Below are 17,419 nucleotides of genomic sequence, written 5' to 3'. Positions count from 1 at the left end.
CTTGAGATCTTCTCGTTGAAAGTTCAGCCGGACCAAGCAAGCTGCGGCGCGAGATCAAGCCTCCGCGGATCCGCCCTTCCGGTCCCACGAGGCGGAAATCCGCCGACCTGCGTGGCACAAGGCGAGATCCGCTCCGGGATGGCCGGCCAGGATGCAGCCGAGCGGCAACCCGGCAGCAGAGGTCGTCGTGGGTATCGTCAGAATTGGGCTGCCCAGAGCGGTCCAAGGCGCAATCAAGCCAGGGTCACCGGTCGATTGAAGTCCCTTTGGAGCCGGGCCCGGAGCTGCGGGCCAAAGGAACAGGTCCACGTCGGCCAGTGCGGAAAAGAAGGCGCGGCGCATTGCATCCAGCTCCCTCCGGCACGCCAGGTACTTTCCGGTGGGAATTGCAAGCCCGTCGCGGACGCCCTCGATGAACCGGGGGCCGATCATCCCTTCCGGCTCGTCGAGAACGCATCGGTGGTTCCGCGCCATCTCGAACAGCATCACGGTCCTGAGGAGGTCCGTGATGCCTTGCATCCTAACCGGAGCAGGTCGCGTCTCGACGGCAAGGTCCGCGCCGAGCGCATCCATCATCGCCCGGCAGGCGTCGCGGGCCTCGCCTGTCGCTTGCTCAACCAAAGGGTCGTCCAGAAAGGCGACCCGCATGCGCCCGGTGACTGGCGAGAGCGGCATCGCGCAAGGCGGAGCGACGGCCTCGAAGAAGGATACCGCATCCTCGACCATCTGACCGAAGAAGCCGATGGTGTCGGAATAGGGAGCGAGCGAGGTGATCCCGAAGGTGCTCAACGAGCGCGTGCTTGGCTTGAAGGCAGCGACCCCGCAATACGCAGCCGGTCGGTTCACCGACGCGAATGTCTGCGTGCCAAGCGCCAGCGGCACGGTCCCGGATGCGACGGCGGCACCGCTTCCGCTGCTCGAGCCTCCGGGCGTATGGGCGGGCGCATGCGGGTTGTGGGTCGGAGCGGGGTCGAAGAAGGCGAACTCGGTGGTGTGCAGCTTTCCGAGTACGATCGCCCCCGCAGCCCGCGCGGCCGCGACGAGTTCGGCATCGGCGTGTGCTTGATGGATGTCAGCCCGGCTGCGGCTTCCACACCGGGTGGGCATGCCCGCAACATCGATTACATCCTTCACCCCGAAGGGGATGCCGTGAAGAGGCCCGCGGAGGGCTTGACGCTGCGCCTCCTCCTCACAACGCCTTGCATCGGCGAGCGCCTCGTCTGCTGCCACATGGACCCAGGCACACACTTCGGCATCCACCTCCGTGATCCGGTCAAGGCAGCGCTGAACGAGTTTAACGGGCGAAAGTGTGCACTCCGCTATGTTCCGCACGAGGGCTCGTACATTCCCGGCGTCTCTGACGAAATTCCGTTGCAAGTCGAGTCTCATGGCCTGCGCTTCCTGGGCCACCATGCATGGCTGAGGCTTCTGCATGCAAGGTACCATCCCCGTTTGCGGATACTCGGCACTGAGCGTTTCGGAACTCAAGGTGGAAGCCGCCCACGACCGGCACCACCTCTCCTGTCCCAGCCAGCAGAAGAGCGAGTGCCCCGGGTGACTGGTCCGGCGGCCCACCGTGCCGCTGCAGAGAAATCCTGTCGACTTCTTTACATCGCTGCCGCGATCCTCCTCGTCCGAGAAGCCCATGCAATCGTGGCAAGCGGCGGGGGCCCCCGACGCGAATGGGTCAACGCGCGTCCGCTTTTCGGCAGCGAGCTCATGTCCGCTGCTGTGAAGGGTTTCGGATGGCGGCCCTTGCACGACGATAGGGCTCGGCTCCGGGGCCGGCGTTCATTGGCGCATCTTACGATTCGACGTCGCCGCGTACCGCTGCCTCGATCAGGGCTATGTCGATCTTGCGCATGGTCATCATCGCTTCGAAGGCTCGTTTAGCTGCGGCCTTGTCGGGATTGCTGTTGGCTCGCAGCAGCGCGCGTGGCGTGATCTGCCAGGAGAAGCCCCATCGGTCCTTGCACCAGCCGCACGCGCTTTCCTGCCCGCCGTTACTGACGATGGCGTTCCAGTAGCGATCCGTCTCCTCCTGGTCATCAGTCAGGACCATGAAGCTGACTGCCTCGTTGGCCTTGAAATTGGGTCCGCCGTTCAGGCCGATGAAGGCGCGCCCAAGCACGGTAAACTCGAGCGTCAGCTCCGTGGCTTCCTTTCCACCAGGGAAGTCGGAAGGGGCGTGCATCGGCGTGCCGACAGAGCTGTCCGGAAAGGTCGATGCATAGAACTCCGCAGCCTTGCGGGCTTCGCCATGGTCGAACCACAGACATGTCGTGAGCTTATCGACTGTCACGAGATAGACCTCCCCATCTCCGAGCACCGGAACTGCCGCTTAAGCCGTTGCCATCGCTGGAACTCAGCCCTGCCGCGCTGCCCCGCCCGCAGACGGAATCGTGTTGACCATCCAGGGAACCCCGAACCGGTCCACAAGGGAACCGAAACCGGGTGACCAAAAGGTCTGGGAAAACGGCATCACAACCCGGCCGCCCTGGGCTAGCTGATCGAACCAACGCTGCCCCTCGGACTTGTCGGCCGTATGGAGGGTCACATCGAAGCCGTTCTTCGGCTTGTCGATGTTTGGCGCCCAAGCGACATCCATGTCAGCGCCCATCAGGGCCTGATCCCCGATGTCGAGCCAGCAATGCATCAACCAGCCTTTGTACTTCTCGTCTGATATGGGCATATCCGGGGGAGCATCGCCATACGGCATGGCCGCCGTGATCTTCCCGCCCAATACTCTAGCGTAGAATTCGAAGGCTTCCCGACACTGGCCCCTGAAGCTCAAGCTGGTCACGATCTTCATGCCATCTCCTCCCCATCACTTCCTCGTCGCTGGGCGGATCGGCTACGCCTCTGTGCGTCAGCCCATCAACGCCGAAGCAAATACGTTGATACCATCCTTCTTGACCCTTAGATGTCAATCCGGCAGATGCATTCGCCCGTGGCTCGGGTGCTGTTTCACCCCGACCGCGGCCTGCGCCACGCCATGCGCTGGTACACGGCGATGGGCCGGCTGGTCTGGCCCTATGAAATCTGGAACTTCTTCGTCCGAGACAGGCGGACCGCGTTGGGACCGAGAGTGGCCGAGTTCTGGGGCGAGTCGCAGGATGGGGAAGAGGAAGCGATGAGCCCGGGCCAACCCCGCAGCCCGAAGCGCAAGAGCAGCATGTAGGCACGCCGCTTGATCGGAGGGCGCGCCTTGCGGCGCCCCTCCAATCTCGGTGGTGGCGAGGATCAGACGAAGCGGAAGTCGTCTGCGGCAAGGCTCGCGAGCTGGACGTTGGACAGAGTCAGCGTGCTGTCGGCGTCCAGCGTGAACACGGTGTCGGCGCCGACCTGGCCGGCGGCTGCCATCGCGGCGTCGAGATCGGCGAAGATTCTGGTGGCGAATTCCAGCACGTCCGAGCTCGAGCCCGAGGTGCGGAAATCCGTGATCGTGTCGCGCCCGAAGCTGGCCGCGAACACGAAGGTGTCGTGGCCGGAACCGCCGGTGAGGATGTCGTCCCCGGCGCCGCCCTCGATGCGGTCGTCGCCCGAGCCGCCGTCCGCGACGTCGTTGCCGGCGCCCGCCAGGATGATGTCCGCGCCTGAGCCGGCGTCGACCACGTCGTCGCCCTCGCCCGCATCGATCCGATCGTCGCCGGAGCCAGCCTTGATCGTGTCGACCCCCGTGCCGCCCGTCACGACATCGTCGCCGGAGCCGGCATCGATAAGGTCGTCGCCGGCACCACCGTCGAGCAGGTCGTCGCCGCCCGCGCCCTTCAGCGTGTCGTTGCCCGCCCCGCCGTCGATGTTCTCCACGCCGTTGCCGCCCGTGACCACGTCGTCACCGGCGCCGAGCACGAGGCGCTCGATCCCCGTGAAGGTGTCGGTCCCAATGCCCGCGCCGGAAGCCCGACCGGCCGCGACATCGACCGAGACCGACCCGGTCGCGTCCGCCAAGTCGAGGATGTCGAAGCCCTCGCCGCCGTTGATCGTGTCGTCGCCGGCACCACCCTGAAGAATGTCGTCGCCGGCGCCGCCGCGCAGGGCGTCGTTGCCTGCCCCGCCGATGAGGCGGTTGGCCCCGCCATCCCCGATCAGAATGTCGTCGCCCGAGCCGCCGATGACCTTCTCAATGTCGACCAGCTCGTCCGAACCGGCCTCGTCGCCATAGGCCTCGCCGGAGGCGAGATCGACCGACACGCCGGCCGTGTCGGTCGAGTAATCCGCCGTGTCGACGCCCTCGCCGCCATCGAGCAGGTCGTCGCCCGCCCCGCCGATGAGCAGGTCGTTGCCGGCCCCGCCGATCAGCTGGTCGTCGCCAGCCGCCCCGCGAAGGGTGTCGTCGCCTTCGCCACCATCCAGGCTGTCGTCGCCCTCACCGCCATCGACCTCGTCCTTGCCGCCGAGCGCCAGCACGGTGTCGTCGCCGAGACCCGCCAGGATCACGTCGTCGCCGACCGTGCCGGACAGCATGTCATCGAAGGGCGTGCCGACGATCTCGCCACCTTCTGGCAGGGTGCTCTCGCTGGCGAGGTCGTAGACGATGACGTCGTCGAAGGAGACGCCCGCGCTGTCCCAGGAGAACAGGCCGATCGTGCCCTTCGTCTGGGCTCGATCCTCGATCGCATAGCCGAAAAGCGCCAAGCCGTCGACATAAGCCTGGATCCGGCCGTCAAGGACCTCGATCCGCAGCTCGAAGGCCTCGTTCGGCGTGTACTTCGCCGGATACTGGTTGAGGTAGCGCTCGACGCCGTCCTTGACCTGGATCAGCTGGAAGAGGCTGCCGGCGCCGTTGCCGGGCGACCGGTCGTAGACGCCGTTCGCGTCGAGCTCGAGCTTATAGTAGTTCTCCTGGTCCTGGTAATAGAAGAGCAGGCCGAGGGCGCCGTTGTCCGGCGTCTCGATCGTCGCCTGGACCGCGTAGTCGCTCCAGCCCTTCGCCGCCGGATCGTTGTAGAGCGCGTAGGTGCCCTTGCGGAGCACGTTCACGCCGTCGCCGAGCGGGCTCCAGCCGGTCTGCCACGGGTTGGAGTTCGAGGCTCCGCTCCAGGTCAGCTGACGGCTCTTGAGGTCGGAGAGCTGCACGAGCGCCCCGTCCTGGAGCTCCCATTGCGAGGCGGTCCCGTTCGGGCCGACGCCGCCGCTCTCGCCCTCGTCCACGATCGTCCAGGCCGCGAAGTCGCCGCCGCCGAAGCCCTCGGACAGGAGGACGCGGTCGATCGAGATCGCGTCGACGACGACCGTGTCGGTCGCGGTCCTGCCCTGGGCGTCCGTGACGGTCAGCGTCAGCGTCTGCTTCACGGCATCGAGCGTCACCAAGGTGCTTTCGCCCTGCGCGACGACGTTGCCATCGGCATCCGTCCAGATGTAGCTGACGATGTCGGCGAGCCCGTAGCTGCCGCCGGCGTCCAGCTCAACCGAGACGCGACCGTCGCCGTCGGTGTCGACCGGGCGGAGGTCGTCACCGGCATGCGCGGTGACGGCGATCTTGTTCACCGTGACGTTGTCGAACTGCGAGCTGCGCTGGTTGTGCGAGTAGAACCCGACCGAGCCGCCGGCCAGCGGGGCGCTGTCGACCACGTCCGCGAAGAGCACGCTGCCGTCCAGGAGGGCGCTGATCTCGTTCCCGGAGACCACCACCTTCACCTGGAAGTCGCGGCTCCACGGCATGCCGCCGCTCTCCCGCGCCAGGACGCTCTCGACCCCGTTCTGGACCTTGATCAGCGAGCGCGTGTTCGTCTCGCCGTCGAGCACCAGCCGGTAATAGTTCGACGCGTCCTTGTAGTAGAAGACGACGCCCGTCGTGTCGTTGTCGGTCGACTTCAGGGTCGCTTCGTACTCGTAGTCGGTCCAGCTGGCGGCGCCGTTGCCGGTCCAGACCAGCACCTTGCTGGCGGAGTCGGATTGCTCGTAGACGCGGCCTTCGGGGGCATCCTGGCCCTCTTCGACGGTGGAACGGGCCGCTGCGGTGCCCTTTACGATGAAGGTGCCGGTGCCGCTGTTGCCGATGGTGACGCTCCGGGCGCTACCCTCGCCGAACTCGTCCGTCCAGGCTGGCGTGCTGAAGTCGATCTGGACGGAGTTCTCGGTCGGCTTGGTGTCCATGATGCCGCCCGCCTTGACGCCGCCGAGCGCAGCGATCTCGGCCGCGGTCAGTATCTTGTCCGTGAACAGGAAGCTCGACGCATAGCCCGGCCAGGTCTCGCCGCTCTCGTCGGCGAAGAGCAGGAAGCCCTTGCTCATGTCGAACTGGTAGCGGCCGTAATTGCCGCCCGACTGGACGGTGTCCCCGACCTTCACGCCGTCGATGTACTTGTCGATGAGAACGTTGTCGCCGCGATCCGTGATCGTGAAGGCGATCCGGTGCCACTGCCCGTAATTGACGGTGCCCTCGTAGTCCGAATTGATGCCGATGCCGCCGCGGCTGCCGTTCACGTTCTTGAGCGCGAGGTCCTGGTCGCTCGTGTTGGCCAGGTCTGTCTGCAGGAAGGAGAAGTAGGACTGGACCCCCGGCGTGACGAGCAGGTCGTAGACGAGGGAGTAGTTCCGCGCCACCGTGCCGGTCGGAACGTCGAGCTTCACGAGCACGCCGCCGTCGACCTGACCGAGCTTCGGCAGGTAGGTGACGGCCGCATCGGCAGGCTGGTCGCCATTCGGCAGCGGCGCGATGCCGTACTGTGACGTGGTGCGGGTCGTGTATTGCGGGCCGAGCGAGGTCGTCCCCCAGCCCTGGGCATTGCCGTCGTTGAAGTTGTCGACGAGCAGGGTCCGGTCGGTCGAGACCACGAGGCGGACATCGTCCGTCGAGACGTTGCCGTCGCTGTCCGTCACGGTCAGCGTCAGCTGGTGCTGGCCGGCGGCGAGGTCGAGCGTCGGGGAGGCGCCGGTCGCGACGACGTTGCCGTCCCGGTCGGTCCAGGAATAGCTCAGGCCCTGGTCGTTGCCGGGGTTGAGCGTCCAGTCGCCGTCGAGCGTGACGCTGGCCGTGCCCTCGCCGGCCTCCGCGGTGACGAACTGGTCGTTGCCGGCCTTGGCGATCGCGAACAGGTCCGGCGTCCCCATGTCGACGCCGGTGATCGTCTCCTGGTGGCCGCGATAGGGACCGGTCAGGCCGTCGCGGTCGAACTCGCCATCGCCGCGGACGGAATCCAGGTGGTCGTCGAGCTCGGTGAAGTAGGTCGAGGTGTAGACGGCGTTGTTGTCCGGATCGATCGTGAGAAGGCGGATCGCGCCGTTGCCGCCATTGCCGCCGGAGCCCTGGCCGGCATCGCTCGTGATCTCGCTGGCGACGCCATTCTGGTAGTTCACCATCATCTGGTGCACCGGATTGCCGAACTGGTCGTAGCTCACCAGCGTCTCGGCCCCATCGCCGAAGATGTGGCCGGAGAACGTGAAGCTTACGTTCGAGTACTTCTGGATGAGCTCGCGATACATCGTCTCGCCGTCATTGGCGCCGTGCACGCTCGAGCCCATGCCGTAATCGTAGCCCGTGCCCTCGTCGTACAGCGGGGCGCCGGTCGCATCGTGGCGGCCGGCCCAGTTCATGTAGGAGTGGTTCGCCAGGATGACGCGGTGGTCGAGATGCGCCTCGATCACCTCGCCGGCCCAGCGCAGTACGTCGTCGCGCGGCCCAAATTCGAGGCTGAGGACCAACCACTTGGTGCCGTCGGGCGCTGTGAAGGTGTGGTAGTTGTTGGCGGAACGGTTGGGCTCCTGGTCGTAGACACCGCCGAAGGTGCCAGGATTGGTCGCGGCTTGCTTCTCGGGCGAGAAGCGGATGTCGAGCGGGTTGGTGGAGTGGTTGGCGGCGTTGCCGGTGTTCTGGTCGTGGTTGCCGGGCAGGAGCGAGTACGGGATTTTGCCGTCCAGGATGCGCAGAGCCTCCTCGGCGTAAGGCCAATGGCTGGCGTCGCTGTTGTTGGTCGTGATGTCGCCGACATGGATGACGAACTGGATGTCGAGGCTGTCCTTGTTGTCGACTAGCCAGTTGGTCATGTTCTTGAAGATCTCGACGCGGGCGGCGTTGGTGTAGTCCTGCGTGTCGGGCAGGACCGCGATCGTGTAGGCGTTCTCGCCGGCTACCCGCACGCGGACATTGTCCGTGACGCTGTGGCCGAGCGCGTCCGTCGCGGTGATCTTCAGGTCGGTATGGCCGAGCGCATCCGCGTAGTCGATGACGAGCTTGCCGCCCTGGATGGCGGCGGCCGCGACGCTCGGGTCGCTGCTCTGCACCGTGTAGGTCAGGCTGGTGCCCGAGAACATGGTCGCGAGATCGACGACGCGGTTCTCCGAGCCCCGCGTCGCGATGTAATCCAGCATCGGATCGGTGATCGTGGCCATGAACGGGTTCCTTGCTGCCGGCTCAAGATTGTTGTTGCCGGACCGGCCTGCTGCAGTCCGGCCGAGTTGTTCGACGGCGAAGAGCAATAGAAACCGTACATGACGGATCGTTGAACCCGGGCGCTAGCGAGATATCGAATGTTTCCATACCCACCATCGCTTGAGCTATAGGCTAGATCGACCGACATCAGGCGTAGATCTTGTCCACAGATCATGCAGCAGCTGTGGGACGGCCAAGGGCTGTCTTGTCACAAAAGCGCAGCAGCCGGGCATTAGCGTCCGGTGCCCGATGGGCGCAGCAGCTCATTGGCGCGAGTCTCTCAGTCATGGCCTCAGTCACCCAGCTTCGCGCCTTCCACCTCGTCGCGACCGCGGGCGGCTATTCCCAGGCGGCGCGCGAGATGGCCGTGAGCCAGTCGACGCTGTCCGGCCAGGTGCGCCAGCTGGAGGCGGCCTCGGGCCTCGCCCTGTTCGAGCGCGGGCCTCGAGGCGTCAGGCTGACGGAAGAGGGAACGGCACTCTACCAGGTGACGTCGCGCCTCTTCTCGGCGCTCGGGGAAGCGGGCGATCTCCTCAAGAGCCGGAGGACCGATGGCGGCCGGCTCCGCGTCGCCTCCGACGGGATGGTGCATTCGTTGCCGATCCTGCGGGCGCTCCGGCAGCGCAGGCCGAACCTCGTCTTCTCCATCCTCCTGCACAATTCGGACAACGTGCTCGAGCAACTCGCCCAGTTCCGCGCGGATGTCGGCATCACGGCGCAGCGGCCCAAGGACGACCGCTTCCACGTCCATCCACTCACGGCGATGAAGCTGGGCGTCTTCCTGCCGAAGACGCATCCCTGGGCGCAGCAGCGGAGCGTCGGTATCCGGGACCTCGAAGGCGTGCCGTTCGTGCTGCGCGAGCGCGGCTCTCGGACGCGCGAGGTGTTCGAGCAGCATCTCGCCGCGCACGGCGTCGTGCTCGGCGACATCATCGAGGTCTCCACCCGCGAAGGCGTACGCGAGGCGGTTGCGGCAGGGTTCGGAATGGGCGCGACCGCGGATCTCGAATTCGGCTTCGACTCGCGTCTTCACTTCCTGCAGTTGCGCAACCCGACGCTTACGATCGAAGAATATGTGGTCTGCCTCGACGAGCGCCGGCGCGTCCCGATGATCGCCGACTTCTTCGACTGCGCCGTGCAGGCCTTCGCACCTCCGGCCCAGCTTTGCTTGTCCGACTCCGAAGCGGCCTGAGCGGCGACAACAGACTCAGTCGTAGCGGAAGCTGCGGGCGATCTGATCCTCGATCGGCTTGGCAAGATAGGCGAAGGCCGTCCGCATCCCGGTCTGGATGTAGGCCTCGACCGGCATGCCGGGCAGAAGCGCCTTGCCGCCGAGACGGTCGAGCTGGGATGGGTCAAGGGTCGCACGCGCCGTGTAGTAGGACGCGCCCGTCTGCTGCTCGGTCGTGATCTCTGCCGAGACGTGCTTGAGGGTGCCGTGCAGATCCGGGGTCGTCGCGCTGTCGAAGGCCGGGAAGCGCAGCAGCACGGACTGGCCGACCCGTACGCGATCGATCATCGCGGGGTCGATCCGCGCTTCCACGACGAGCCCGTCCGTCTGCGGGACGATGAGCATGATCTGCTCCGCCGGCCCGATGACGCCGCCGATCGTGTGGACGGTCGTCTGGTGCACGATGCCGTCCTGGGGCGACCGGAGCTCCGTGCGCTCGAGTTGGTCGGCCGCGGCGATCCGGCGCTCGGAGAGGTCCGCGATCTTTCCATCGACGTCGCGCAACTCGGCCGTGACCTCGCGTCGGACATCCTGCCCGACCTGAAGGATCTGGAGCTCGATCTCCGCGATCCGGCCCTTGACGCGGGCAATGTCGGACAAGAGGCTTCCATTCTCGCCGGCAAGGCGCGACGCCTCCCGCTGCAGAGAGGTCAGCCGTGAGATCGCGACGAGGTTCTGCTTGTAGAGCTGCTTGACGCCCTCGAGCTCCTGGTCGATCAGCTCAGCCTGCGCTCGCTTGGCTTCGATCTGGGAGGTCAGTCCGACAATCTCATCTCGCGACTGCGCGATCCGCTCCCGGAATTGGGAGGTCTGGCCCTCCGCGGCCTCGCGGCGAGAGCGGAACAGCGACACTTCGCCAGCCATCGCCTGGATGATCGTCGGATCGGAGGCGAGTTGCAGCAACGCGTCGGGAAATTCGATCGCGGCGCGGCCGTCCCGCTCGGCCTCCAGGCGAGCCTTGCGGGCCTGGAAGCGCCGGAGCTCGATATCGATCAGCGCGAGGCTCGCCTTGGCATGGGTTTCGTCGAGGCGGACGAGCACGTCGCCTGCCTTGACGTGAGAGCCGTCCCGAACGCGGATCTCGGCCACCACGCCGCCGGCCGGATGCTGGACCCGGCGAACATTGCTCTCAACGACGACCCGGCCCGACGCGATCACGGCGCCCGCCAGGGGCGCGGTTGCGGCCCATAGGCCGACCGTGCCGACCAGTATTGCGGTCGTGGCCACGCCGAAGAGGCTCGCGCGGCGGATCGTCCGCCAGGGATCGGGAACGCGCATGCCGCTCTCTCCGGCGCGGAGTCCCTCCTGCCGGTTCTCGTTAGCTGCGGGCATCTGCGGTCCTGGGCATGGCGCGTGAAGGTGCGGGCGGGCTGGGCATCGCCGCGAGATTCTTGCGGAGGACATCCTCCTTCGGGCCGACGGACTGGGCTTGGCCCTCGGCCATGATGAGGACGAGGTCGATCCCGGCAAGGGCCGAAGGCCGGTGCGCGATGACGATCACGATTCCGCCGCGCGCGCGGACGCTGCCGATCGCTGAGGTCAGCGCCGCATCGCCCTCCGCGTCCAGGTTGGCGTTCGGCTCGTCGAGAACGACCAGGAACGGGTTTCCGTAGAGCGCGCGGGCGAGCGCGATGCGCTGGCGCTGTCCGCCAGACAGGACGCCGCCGCTCTCGCCGATGGGGGTCTCGAATCCTTTCGGCAGGCCGAGGATCATCTCATAGGCGCCCGCGGCCCTGGCGGCGGCGATCACGTCCGCCTCGGTCGCCTGTGGGTCGAAGCGAGCGATGTTGTCCGCCACCGTGCCGGCGAAGAGCTGCACGTCTTGCGGCATGTACCCGATCAGCGCTCCCCGCTGCTCGGGTGACCACTGGTCGAGTGTCGCGCCGTCGAGGCGCAGGCTTCCGCGGAGAAGTGGCCAGACGCCGACCAGCGCACGCGCGAGGGTGGACTTTCCGGATGCGGACGGGCCGATCACGGCGAGGCCTTGGCCGGCGTTGAGCGTGAACCCGACGCCTTTCACGATCGGGCTCATGCTGCCCGGAGCCCCGATGAAGACGCTCTCGAGGACGACACGCCGCGACGGACGATCGGGAGCCACCGAGACTTCCTGGCGCGGTTCAGCGAGGGCCGCGGTGAGTCGCTGCCAGGCCTGGCGCGCGGCGACAAAGGGGCGCCAGCTGCCAATGGCAAGCTCAATCGGCGCGAGTGCGCGGCTGCTCAGGATCGAGGCGGCGATCATCACACCGGACGAAGCTTGGTCGTTCATGACGAGCCAGGCGCCCAGCCCGAGCATCGCCGATTGCAGCACGAACCGGATCATGCGGGAGAGCGTGCCGAGACCGCTCACCAGATCGCTCGATCCGAGATTGGTCGCGATGTGCCGGTCGTTGACGCGGTCGAACAGGTTCGCGACGCGCCGCTCCATGCCGAGAGCCGCGATCGCTTCCGCGTTGCGCCGTGCGGCTTCGAGGATGGCCGAGCGTTCGGCGCCGACCTGGGCGGATTCCCGGCTTGGCGCCCGTGTCGCGACCTCGGTGATGAGCGCTATTAGCACCAGGAGCGCCGCTCCCGCAACGAGTAGCCAGCCGAGGTAGGGGTGCAGGAGAAAGCAGAGGCCGCCATAAAGCGGCATCCAGGGAAGGTCGAACAGGGTCGTCGGCCCAAGCCCGGAAAGAAAGCCGCGGACACTGTCCAGATCGCGCGAGAGTTGTATCCCGCCCGGTGCTCCGCGCCGCTGCGTATCCAGGACTGCTCCGACCACAGGCGCGGTCAGCTTGCGGTCGAGCGCGATGCCGATCCGGCTTAAGATGCGTTGGCGTAGCCAGTCGAACACCGCCAGCAGCGCATACAGGGCGACCACGATTATCGAGAGCGCGACGAGGGTAGGCACGCTGCGGGACGGCAGGACGCGGTCGTAGACCTGCAGCATGTAGATCGAACCTGTCAGCATCAGGATGTTGACCAGCGCGGAGAACAGCCCGACCGCAACGAAGCCGGCGAGGCACGACTTCAGGGCTTCCTTCGCCGCGTTCTTCTGAGATGCCAATAGCAACGGTACACTCTCGCACTTGACGTCCAGGCAACCACGGGGCCGGCACCTGAACAGCGGCCGGCCGACTATCGGTCTGTTACGTCACCTTCATGACAGTCGTGGGTTCCTTGGGCGATCGAAGCAGTGTCGGTTCTACAATTCCTGTCGTTGTGCGGATTTGCATATTCTACGCCTAGTTGCAGACGCGGAATTTGCCGGCAAGTTTCTCGAATTCGTTTCTAAACTGTTAACAGATCGTCATTCTCAGCCTCCATCTGCCTCGCCGTCGGCTTCGGCCTCCGAGCTGCACGGATGACATCCCCGTCCATCCGGTTCCGATCGTGCGTTTGAAGGAATCCAGAGAATGGCTGCTTCGACCGGTTCAGTTTCCTTTATCGGCTATGCTGCCGATGCGAGCGACGGCCTTGCCTTTGTCGTGCTCGAGCCTGTGCTCGCAGGGAGCGTGATCAACTTCACCGACGGCTATTGGGACGGCGCCGCCTTCAGTGGCGCCACCGCGAGCTGGAAGTGGACAGCCGCTGCGGACATCGCAGCCGGCACGACGGTGACGATCAGCGGCAACGGGACAAGCAACCTTGGCGCCGTGGAGTTCGAGGAGGGTTCGAGCCTCACCGTCGGAAAGCTGAAGGGCGTTCAGGCATTCGTCGGCAGTTCGACCTCGCCGACGATCCTCGCGACCTCCGCGGGCGAGGGATCGGACGTCACCGATTCCGGTTTGCAGGGCAACGGCCGGTCTGCGGCAGCCTCCTCCGGGGCGCCGCGGGCCCTGTCCGGTGGGGCAGAGAGTGGCGCGAGCGTTTTCCATTCACCCGCTGGCGCCCAGGCGGCTCCGTCCAGCTTCGCCTCTCAGCCTGCGGCGGCTCCAGCGACGGCGCAGCAGCCGGCGACGAGCGCCCTCGTCGCGCCCCCGACTTTCGGCGACGGAGACGAGAGCTTCACGAACGACGACGTGCTGGTCGGCGGCGTGTCGATGATGGGCGGCAATGATACGCTCATCAATTCCGGAACTATCGTCGCGACCGACGGCGCCGCGATCGACATGGGCACAGGCGACGATACCGTCGTCCTGGACGATGGCTCGAACATCTTCGGCCAGATCCGGCTCGGCTCCGGCAACGACACGCTCGATGCGACCGAGAGCGAGGGCGACCTCGACGTAGACGCGGGCGCAGGCGACGACATCGTCCGGACCGGTTCGGGTGACGACCTGATCCGCGGCGGTGCGGGCAACGACATGCTCGAGGGCGACGAAGGCGACGACGCGCTGCTCGGCGGCGACGGCAACGACCGCTTGGTGGGCGGCGAGGGTGACGACATCCTCCTCGGCGAGGCCGGCGATGACGAGCTCATCGGCGGCGAGGGCAACGACGTGCTCAGCGGCGGCACCGGCAACGACACGATTGTGATCGGCACCGATGACGGCACGGACACGATCGACGGCGGCGAAGGCGTCGACACCGTTCGCCTCGACGGCCCCGGCACCGGCGCCTTCGGCGTGGCTGCCAATGTCGAGAAGCTGGCGGTTGTCAGCGGCAGCTGGTCGATTTCCGAAAGCGCCTCTTACGACGAGATCCGGATCGCGAATGGCGGCACGGTCACGTCCGCGGTTCGCCGCAACGGCGACGATCGCCTCCAGATTGAGGCCGGCGGCAAGCTCGCCAACAGCATTGTGTGGGAAGGCAGCGGCAACGTCGTGGTCGACAATGCAGGCCTGGTCGAGGCGAGCCGCACGCTCGACACGGTAGCTGGCGTCGCCGGCACAATAGTGTTCAACAACGCGGCCGGCGGCATCGTGCGCGGCCAGGTCAGCCCGACCGGTGCCGGGCAGGCCGATGCCACGATCACACTTAACAACGCGGGCGTCATCGAGGCTTCCGCCGGCGGTCGGGTGATCGACTTCCGCGCCTTCGATGCCAGCGGCGCGAACGGGATCATCAACAACCTGGCGGGCGGCTTGATCACCAATGTCGGCCCGAGCCACGACAGCGCGGACCTGATCCGGGCCGGCGTGGACGGCGTCGTCAACAACTGGGGCACGATCAGCGCGGCGGATGGCCTCGTCGGCGGTGGTGATGCGATCGACTTCCAGGGTGATGCGGGCGGCGTGGTGAACAACCATGCCGGCGCCACGATCGAGGGCGCCAAGCACGCCGTCACGGGCGAGAAGGCCGTCACGATCGTCAACGACGGCGCTATGATCGGCCGCAACGGCTCGGCCGTGAACATCGACAGCGATGGCGGTGCCGAGAACACTGTCCGGATCACCAACCGCGGCACCATGGAAGGGCGCTCGGCCGAGTTCGCCGACAGCGACGGCGACGCGATCGACGTCGACGGGCTCGTCTATCTGCTGAACTACGGGCGGGTGGCTGGCGTCGGCCATCATGGCGTGAAGGACGGAGAGGCCAACATCTCCGAAGGCATCGCCGCCGGCGGCGGCACGATCCTGAACTACGGCGCGAATGCCGAGATCCGCGGCTACGGTCGCGCCATCCAGGTCGACAATTCGGGCAACAGCGACGCCCTGGGCACCACCTTCATCAACAACGAAGGCCTGATCCAGGGTGACGGCAAGGGGCCGGAAGCGGTGCCGGCGGGCACGCCTGCGATCGACCTGCGCGGTAACGAGGCGATTAATCTCGTCGGCAACTTCGCCGACGAGATCCTGAACCAGAGCAGCGGCCGGATCATCGGGGGCATCTCGATGGGTGGCGGGGCCGACCGGCTGAGCAATTCCGGCGCCATTACGGCGACGGGCGGCTCGGCGATCGACATGGGCGACGGCGACGACGTCGTGAACCTCTATGTCGGCTCCAACGTCACGGGCACGATCAAGCTCGGCGCCGGCAACGACCGCATCGTGGTCAGCGATTGGATCCTCAACGGTCACACGATCGATGGTGGCGACGGCAACGACGACATCACGGCGGGCATGGGGAACGACGTGGTCTACGGCGGGGCCGGCAACGACTACATCTACGCCGGAGACGGCGATGACGTGATCTATGCTGGCGACGGCGACGACACGATCCTGGCCGACGCCGGCAATGACGTCATCGACGGCGGGGCTGGCTACGACACCCTATTCCTCGCCCGTGCGACCGGTCCGATCTATGTCGACTTCGCCGAAGGCCGCGTCTCGGGGGCAGGCATCGGTGCCGACACCTTCACGAATATCGAGAACCTGCTATTCGGGGCGGGCAACGACCAGGTCATCGGCGGCAACGCCGACGACACGTTCGATGGCGGCGACGGTAACGACACCCTGACGGGCGGCGCAGGCGACGACACCCTGTTCGGTGCGGCAGGACACGACGTGCTGAATGGCGGCTCCGGCGACGACACGCTCGACGGCGGCGCAGGCGACGACGTGATGAACGGCGGCTCCGGCGACGACATCCTGCTTGGCGGGACCGGTAATGACGTGATCAGCGGCGGGTCCGGCGACGACCGGATCGTCGGCGGCGCCGGGAACGACGTCCTGACGGGTGGTTCGGGCCAAGACACCTTCGTGTTCGGGTTCGGCACCGGGCACGACACGATCCGGGACTTCTCGGCTTCGGGGTCCGACACCGATCTGATCGAGTTCGTCGGCGGCGGCAGCTACGCCCAGGCGATGTCTATCGCCCAGCAGGTCGGTGATGACGTGGTGTTCACGCTGGATGCGGACACCTCGCTCACGCTCACCCACACACAGCTCAGCACGATCACGGCGGACGACTTCCGCTTCGCCTGAGACACTCGCCGAGATCTGGGGCGGCGCGGCTTCGGCCGCGCCCCCTTTTTTTTGCTTCGACGCCCGAGAGGTTCGGGCAGAGAAGGCTCCGGACCAGCCGCTCGCCAGGGGCTGCGTGCAAGGCTCCTCCGGGCTCACGGTTCGCAGACCTGACTGGCCCCATCGGCCGCGTCCGGTCGCGAGCGTTCAGGATCGTGCTGCGGGCATCCTCATCGGGATGGCTGAGCGGGCGATGCAATTTGGGGCCCCGTGCTAGGTCAGATGCCCAGGTAGGCGCGCCGGACGTGGTCGTTCCCCAGCAGTTCCCGGCCGGTTCCTGATAGCCGGATCGCGCCGTTCTCGAGCACGTAGGCGCGATGTGCGATGCTGAGGGTTTGGAAGACGTTCTGCTCGACGAGCAGGATCGTCGTCCCGGTCTGCACGATCCAGTCGATCGTCCTGAATACATGCTTGACCATGATCGGCGCGAGGCCGAGCGAGGGCTCGTCAAACATCAGAAGCCTCGGCCGGGACATCAGTCCGCGCGCGATGGCGACCATCTGCTGCTCGCCCCCGGACAGGGAGCCTGCCAGCTGGTCGAGGCGCTCGCCGAGGCGCGGAAACAGGTCTACCATCTCGGCGAGGGTCTTGCCTGCCTGGCCCCGGGCCTTTCTGCTGTAGGCGCCCATCAGAAGGTTGTCCCGCACGCTCATGAACGGGAAGAGCTGCCGGCCCTCGGGTACGAGCGTGATCCCCTTCTCGACCACAACGTGAGGCGCAAGCCCGTCGATCCGATCGCCGTCGAGCGTGATGCTGCCGGCTTGCGGGGCGAGCAGGCCGGCGATCGTGCGCAACGTGGTCGTCTTGCCGGCGCCGTTCGCACCGACGATTGTGACGACCTCGCCCGGGGCGACATCGACCGAGACGTCCTGGAGGACGACGACGCCGCCATAGCCGGCGCTGACGTTACGAAGCTGGAGCATGGCTCGGATCTCGCCCGCGAGCAGGCGGGGGCGCCGGAACCCCTCCCACCGCCGGTTCGGATGC

General features: G+C 66.5%; 10 protein-coding genes. 3 read left to right on the top strand and 7 right to left on the bottom strand.

All coding sequences use genetic code 11. The annotated features are described in order from the left end of the window. Nucleotides 1-54 precede the first annotated feature (54 nt). The 3 genes from ACO2SS_RS21730 to ACO2SS_RS21720 all read right to left on the bottom strand — a co-directional run bounded on the left by ACO2SS_RS21730 (nt 55) and on the right by ACO2SS_RS21720 (nt 2,812). Nucleotides 55-1,647, bottom strand: a complete 1,593-nt coding sequence (locus ACO2SS_RS21730) for an amidase (RefSeq protein WP_423279919.1) — start codon at nt 1,645-1,647, stop codon at nt 55-57. Nucleotides 1,648-1,804: 157 nt separating this feature from the next. Further along, nucleotides 1,805-2,302 carry a VOC family protein gene (locus ACO2SS_RS21725; RefSeq protein ID WP_423279918.1) on the bottom strand — a complete coding sequence of 166 codons (498 nt, stop codon included), beginning with the start codon at nt 2,300-2,302 and terminating at the stop codon, nt 1,805-1,807. A gap of 63 nt (nt 2,303-2,365) precedes the next feature. Further along, nucleotides 2,366-2,812 (bottom strand): VOC family protein, encoded by a 447-nt coding sequence (locus ACO2SS_RS21720; RefSeq protein WP_423279917.1) that lies wholly within the window; start codon nt 2,810-2,812, stop codon nt 2,366-2,368. Between the two features lie 111 nt (nt 2,813-2,923). Between ACO2SS_RS21720 and ACO2SS_RS21715 the strand changes: the two genes are divergently transcribed. Further along, nucleotides 2,924-3,181, top strand: coding sequence for a hypothetical protein (locus ACO2SS_RS21715; protein WP_423279916.1), 258 nt, complete (start codon nt 2,924-2,926; stop codon nt 3,179-3,181). A 62-nt stretch (nt 3,182-3,243) separates the two neighbouring features. On the opposite strand, the gene ACO2SS_RS21710 is transcribed toward ACO2SS_RS21715, so the two are convergent. Beyond that, a complete protein-coding gene (locus tag ACO2SS_RS21710; RefSeq protein ID WP_423279915.1) occupies nt 3,244-8,334 on the bottom strand; it encodes a family 16 glycoside hydrolase in 5,091 nt (1,696 codons plus the stop codon). A 326-nt stretch (nt 8,335-8,660) separates the two neighbouring features. Between ACO2SS_RS21710 and ACO2SS_RS21705 the strand changes: the two genes are divergently transcribed. Further along, nucleotides 8,661-9,566, top strand: coding sequence for a LysR family transcriptional regulator (locus ACO2SS_RS21705; protein ID WP_423279914.1), 906 nt, complete (start codon nt 8,661-8,663; stop codon nt 9,564-9,566). A 15-nt stretch (nt 9,567-9,581) separates the two neighbouring features. Here ACO2SS_RS21705 and ACO2SS_RS21700 read toward each other — a convergent pair whose 3' ends face one another. After that, a complete protein-coding gene (locus ACO2SS_RS21700; RefSeq protein ID WP_423279913.1) occupies nt 9,582-10,883 on the bottom strand; it encodes an HlyD family type I secretion periplasmic adaptor subunit in 1,302 nt (433 codons plus the stop codon). 40 nt (nt 10,884-10,923) lie between these two features. Further along, the gene (locus tag ACO2SS_RS21695; protein ID WP_423279912.1) at nt 10,924-12,651 is read right to left on the bottom strand and encodes a type I secretion system permease/ATPase; all 1,728 of its coding nucleotides are present in this window, start codon (nt 12,649-12,651) and stop codon (nt 10,924-10,926) included. A gap of 349 nt (nt 12,652-13,000) precedes the next feature. Here ACO2SS_RS21695 and ACO2SS_RS21690 point away from each other — a divergent pair, with 349 nt between their 5' ends. After that, entirely contained in the window at nt 13,001-16,393 is a 3,393-nt protein-coding gene (locus ACO2SS_RS21690; RefSeq protein ID WP_423279911.1) for a calcium-binding protein, read from the top strand. Nucleotides 16,394-16,650: 257 nt separating this feature from the next. On the opposite strand, the gene ACO2SS_RS21685 is transcribed toward ACO2SS_RS21690, so the two are convergent. After that, nucleotides 16,651-17,355: an ABC transporter ATP-binding protein gene (locus tag ACO2SS_RS21685; RefSeq protein WP_423279910.1), complete on the bottom strand. Its 705-nt coding sequence runs from the start codon at nt 17,353-17,355 to the stop codon at nt 16,651-16,653. Nucleotides 17,356-17,419: the final 64 nt, after the last annotated feature.

Origin of the sequence: Enterovirga sp. CN4-39 (assembly GCF_049446235.1) — a bacterium.
Classification (GTDB): Bacteria; Pseudomonadota; Alphaproteobacteria; order Rhizobiales; family Beijerinckiaceae; genus Enterovirga.
Note: the sequence above shows the minus strand (reverse complement) of the source record. Positions and strands in the feature narration are given on the sequence as shown.

Excerpts from the sequence above, each read along its gene's own strand:
- ACO2SS_RS21730 (WP_423279919.1), bottom strand. The coding sequence starts at position 1,647 with ATGGGCTTCTCGGACGAGGAGGATCGCGGCAGCGATGTAAAGAAGTCG.
- ACO2SS_RS21685 (WP_423279910.1), bottom strand. The coding sequence starts at position 17,355 with ATGCTCCAGCTTCGTAACGTCAGCGCCGGCTATGGCGGCGTCGTCGTC.
- ACO2SS_RS21705 (WP_423279914.1), top strand. The coding sequence starts at position 8,661 with ATGGCCTCAGTCACCCAGCTTCGCGCCTTCCACCTCGTCGCGACCGCG.
- ACO2SS_RS21710 (WP_423279915.1), bottom strand. The coding sequence starts at position 8,334 with ATGGCCACGATCACCGATCCGATGCTGGATTACATCGCGACGCGGGGC.
- ACO2SS_RS21720 (WP_423279917.1), bottom strand. The coding sequence starts at position 2,812 with ATGAAGATCGTGACCAGCTTGAGCTTCAGGGGCCAGTGTCGGGAAGCC.
- ACO2SS_RS21715 (WP_423279916.1), top strand. The coding sequence starts at position 2,924 with ATGTCAATCCGGCAGATGCATTCGCCCGTGGCTCGGGTGCTGTTTCAC.
- ACO2SS_RS21700 (WP_423279913.1), bottom strand. The coding sequence starts at position 10,883 with ATGCGCGTTCCCGATCCCTGGCGGACGATCCGCCGCGCGAGCCTCTTC.
- ACO2SS_RS21690 (WP_423279911.1), top strand. The coding sequence starts at position 13,001 with ATGGCTGCTTCGACCGGTTCAGTTTCCTTTATCGGCTATGCTGCCGAT.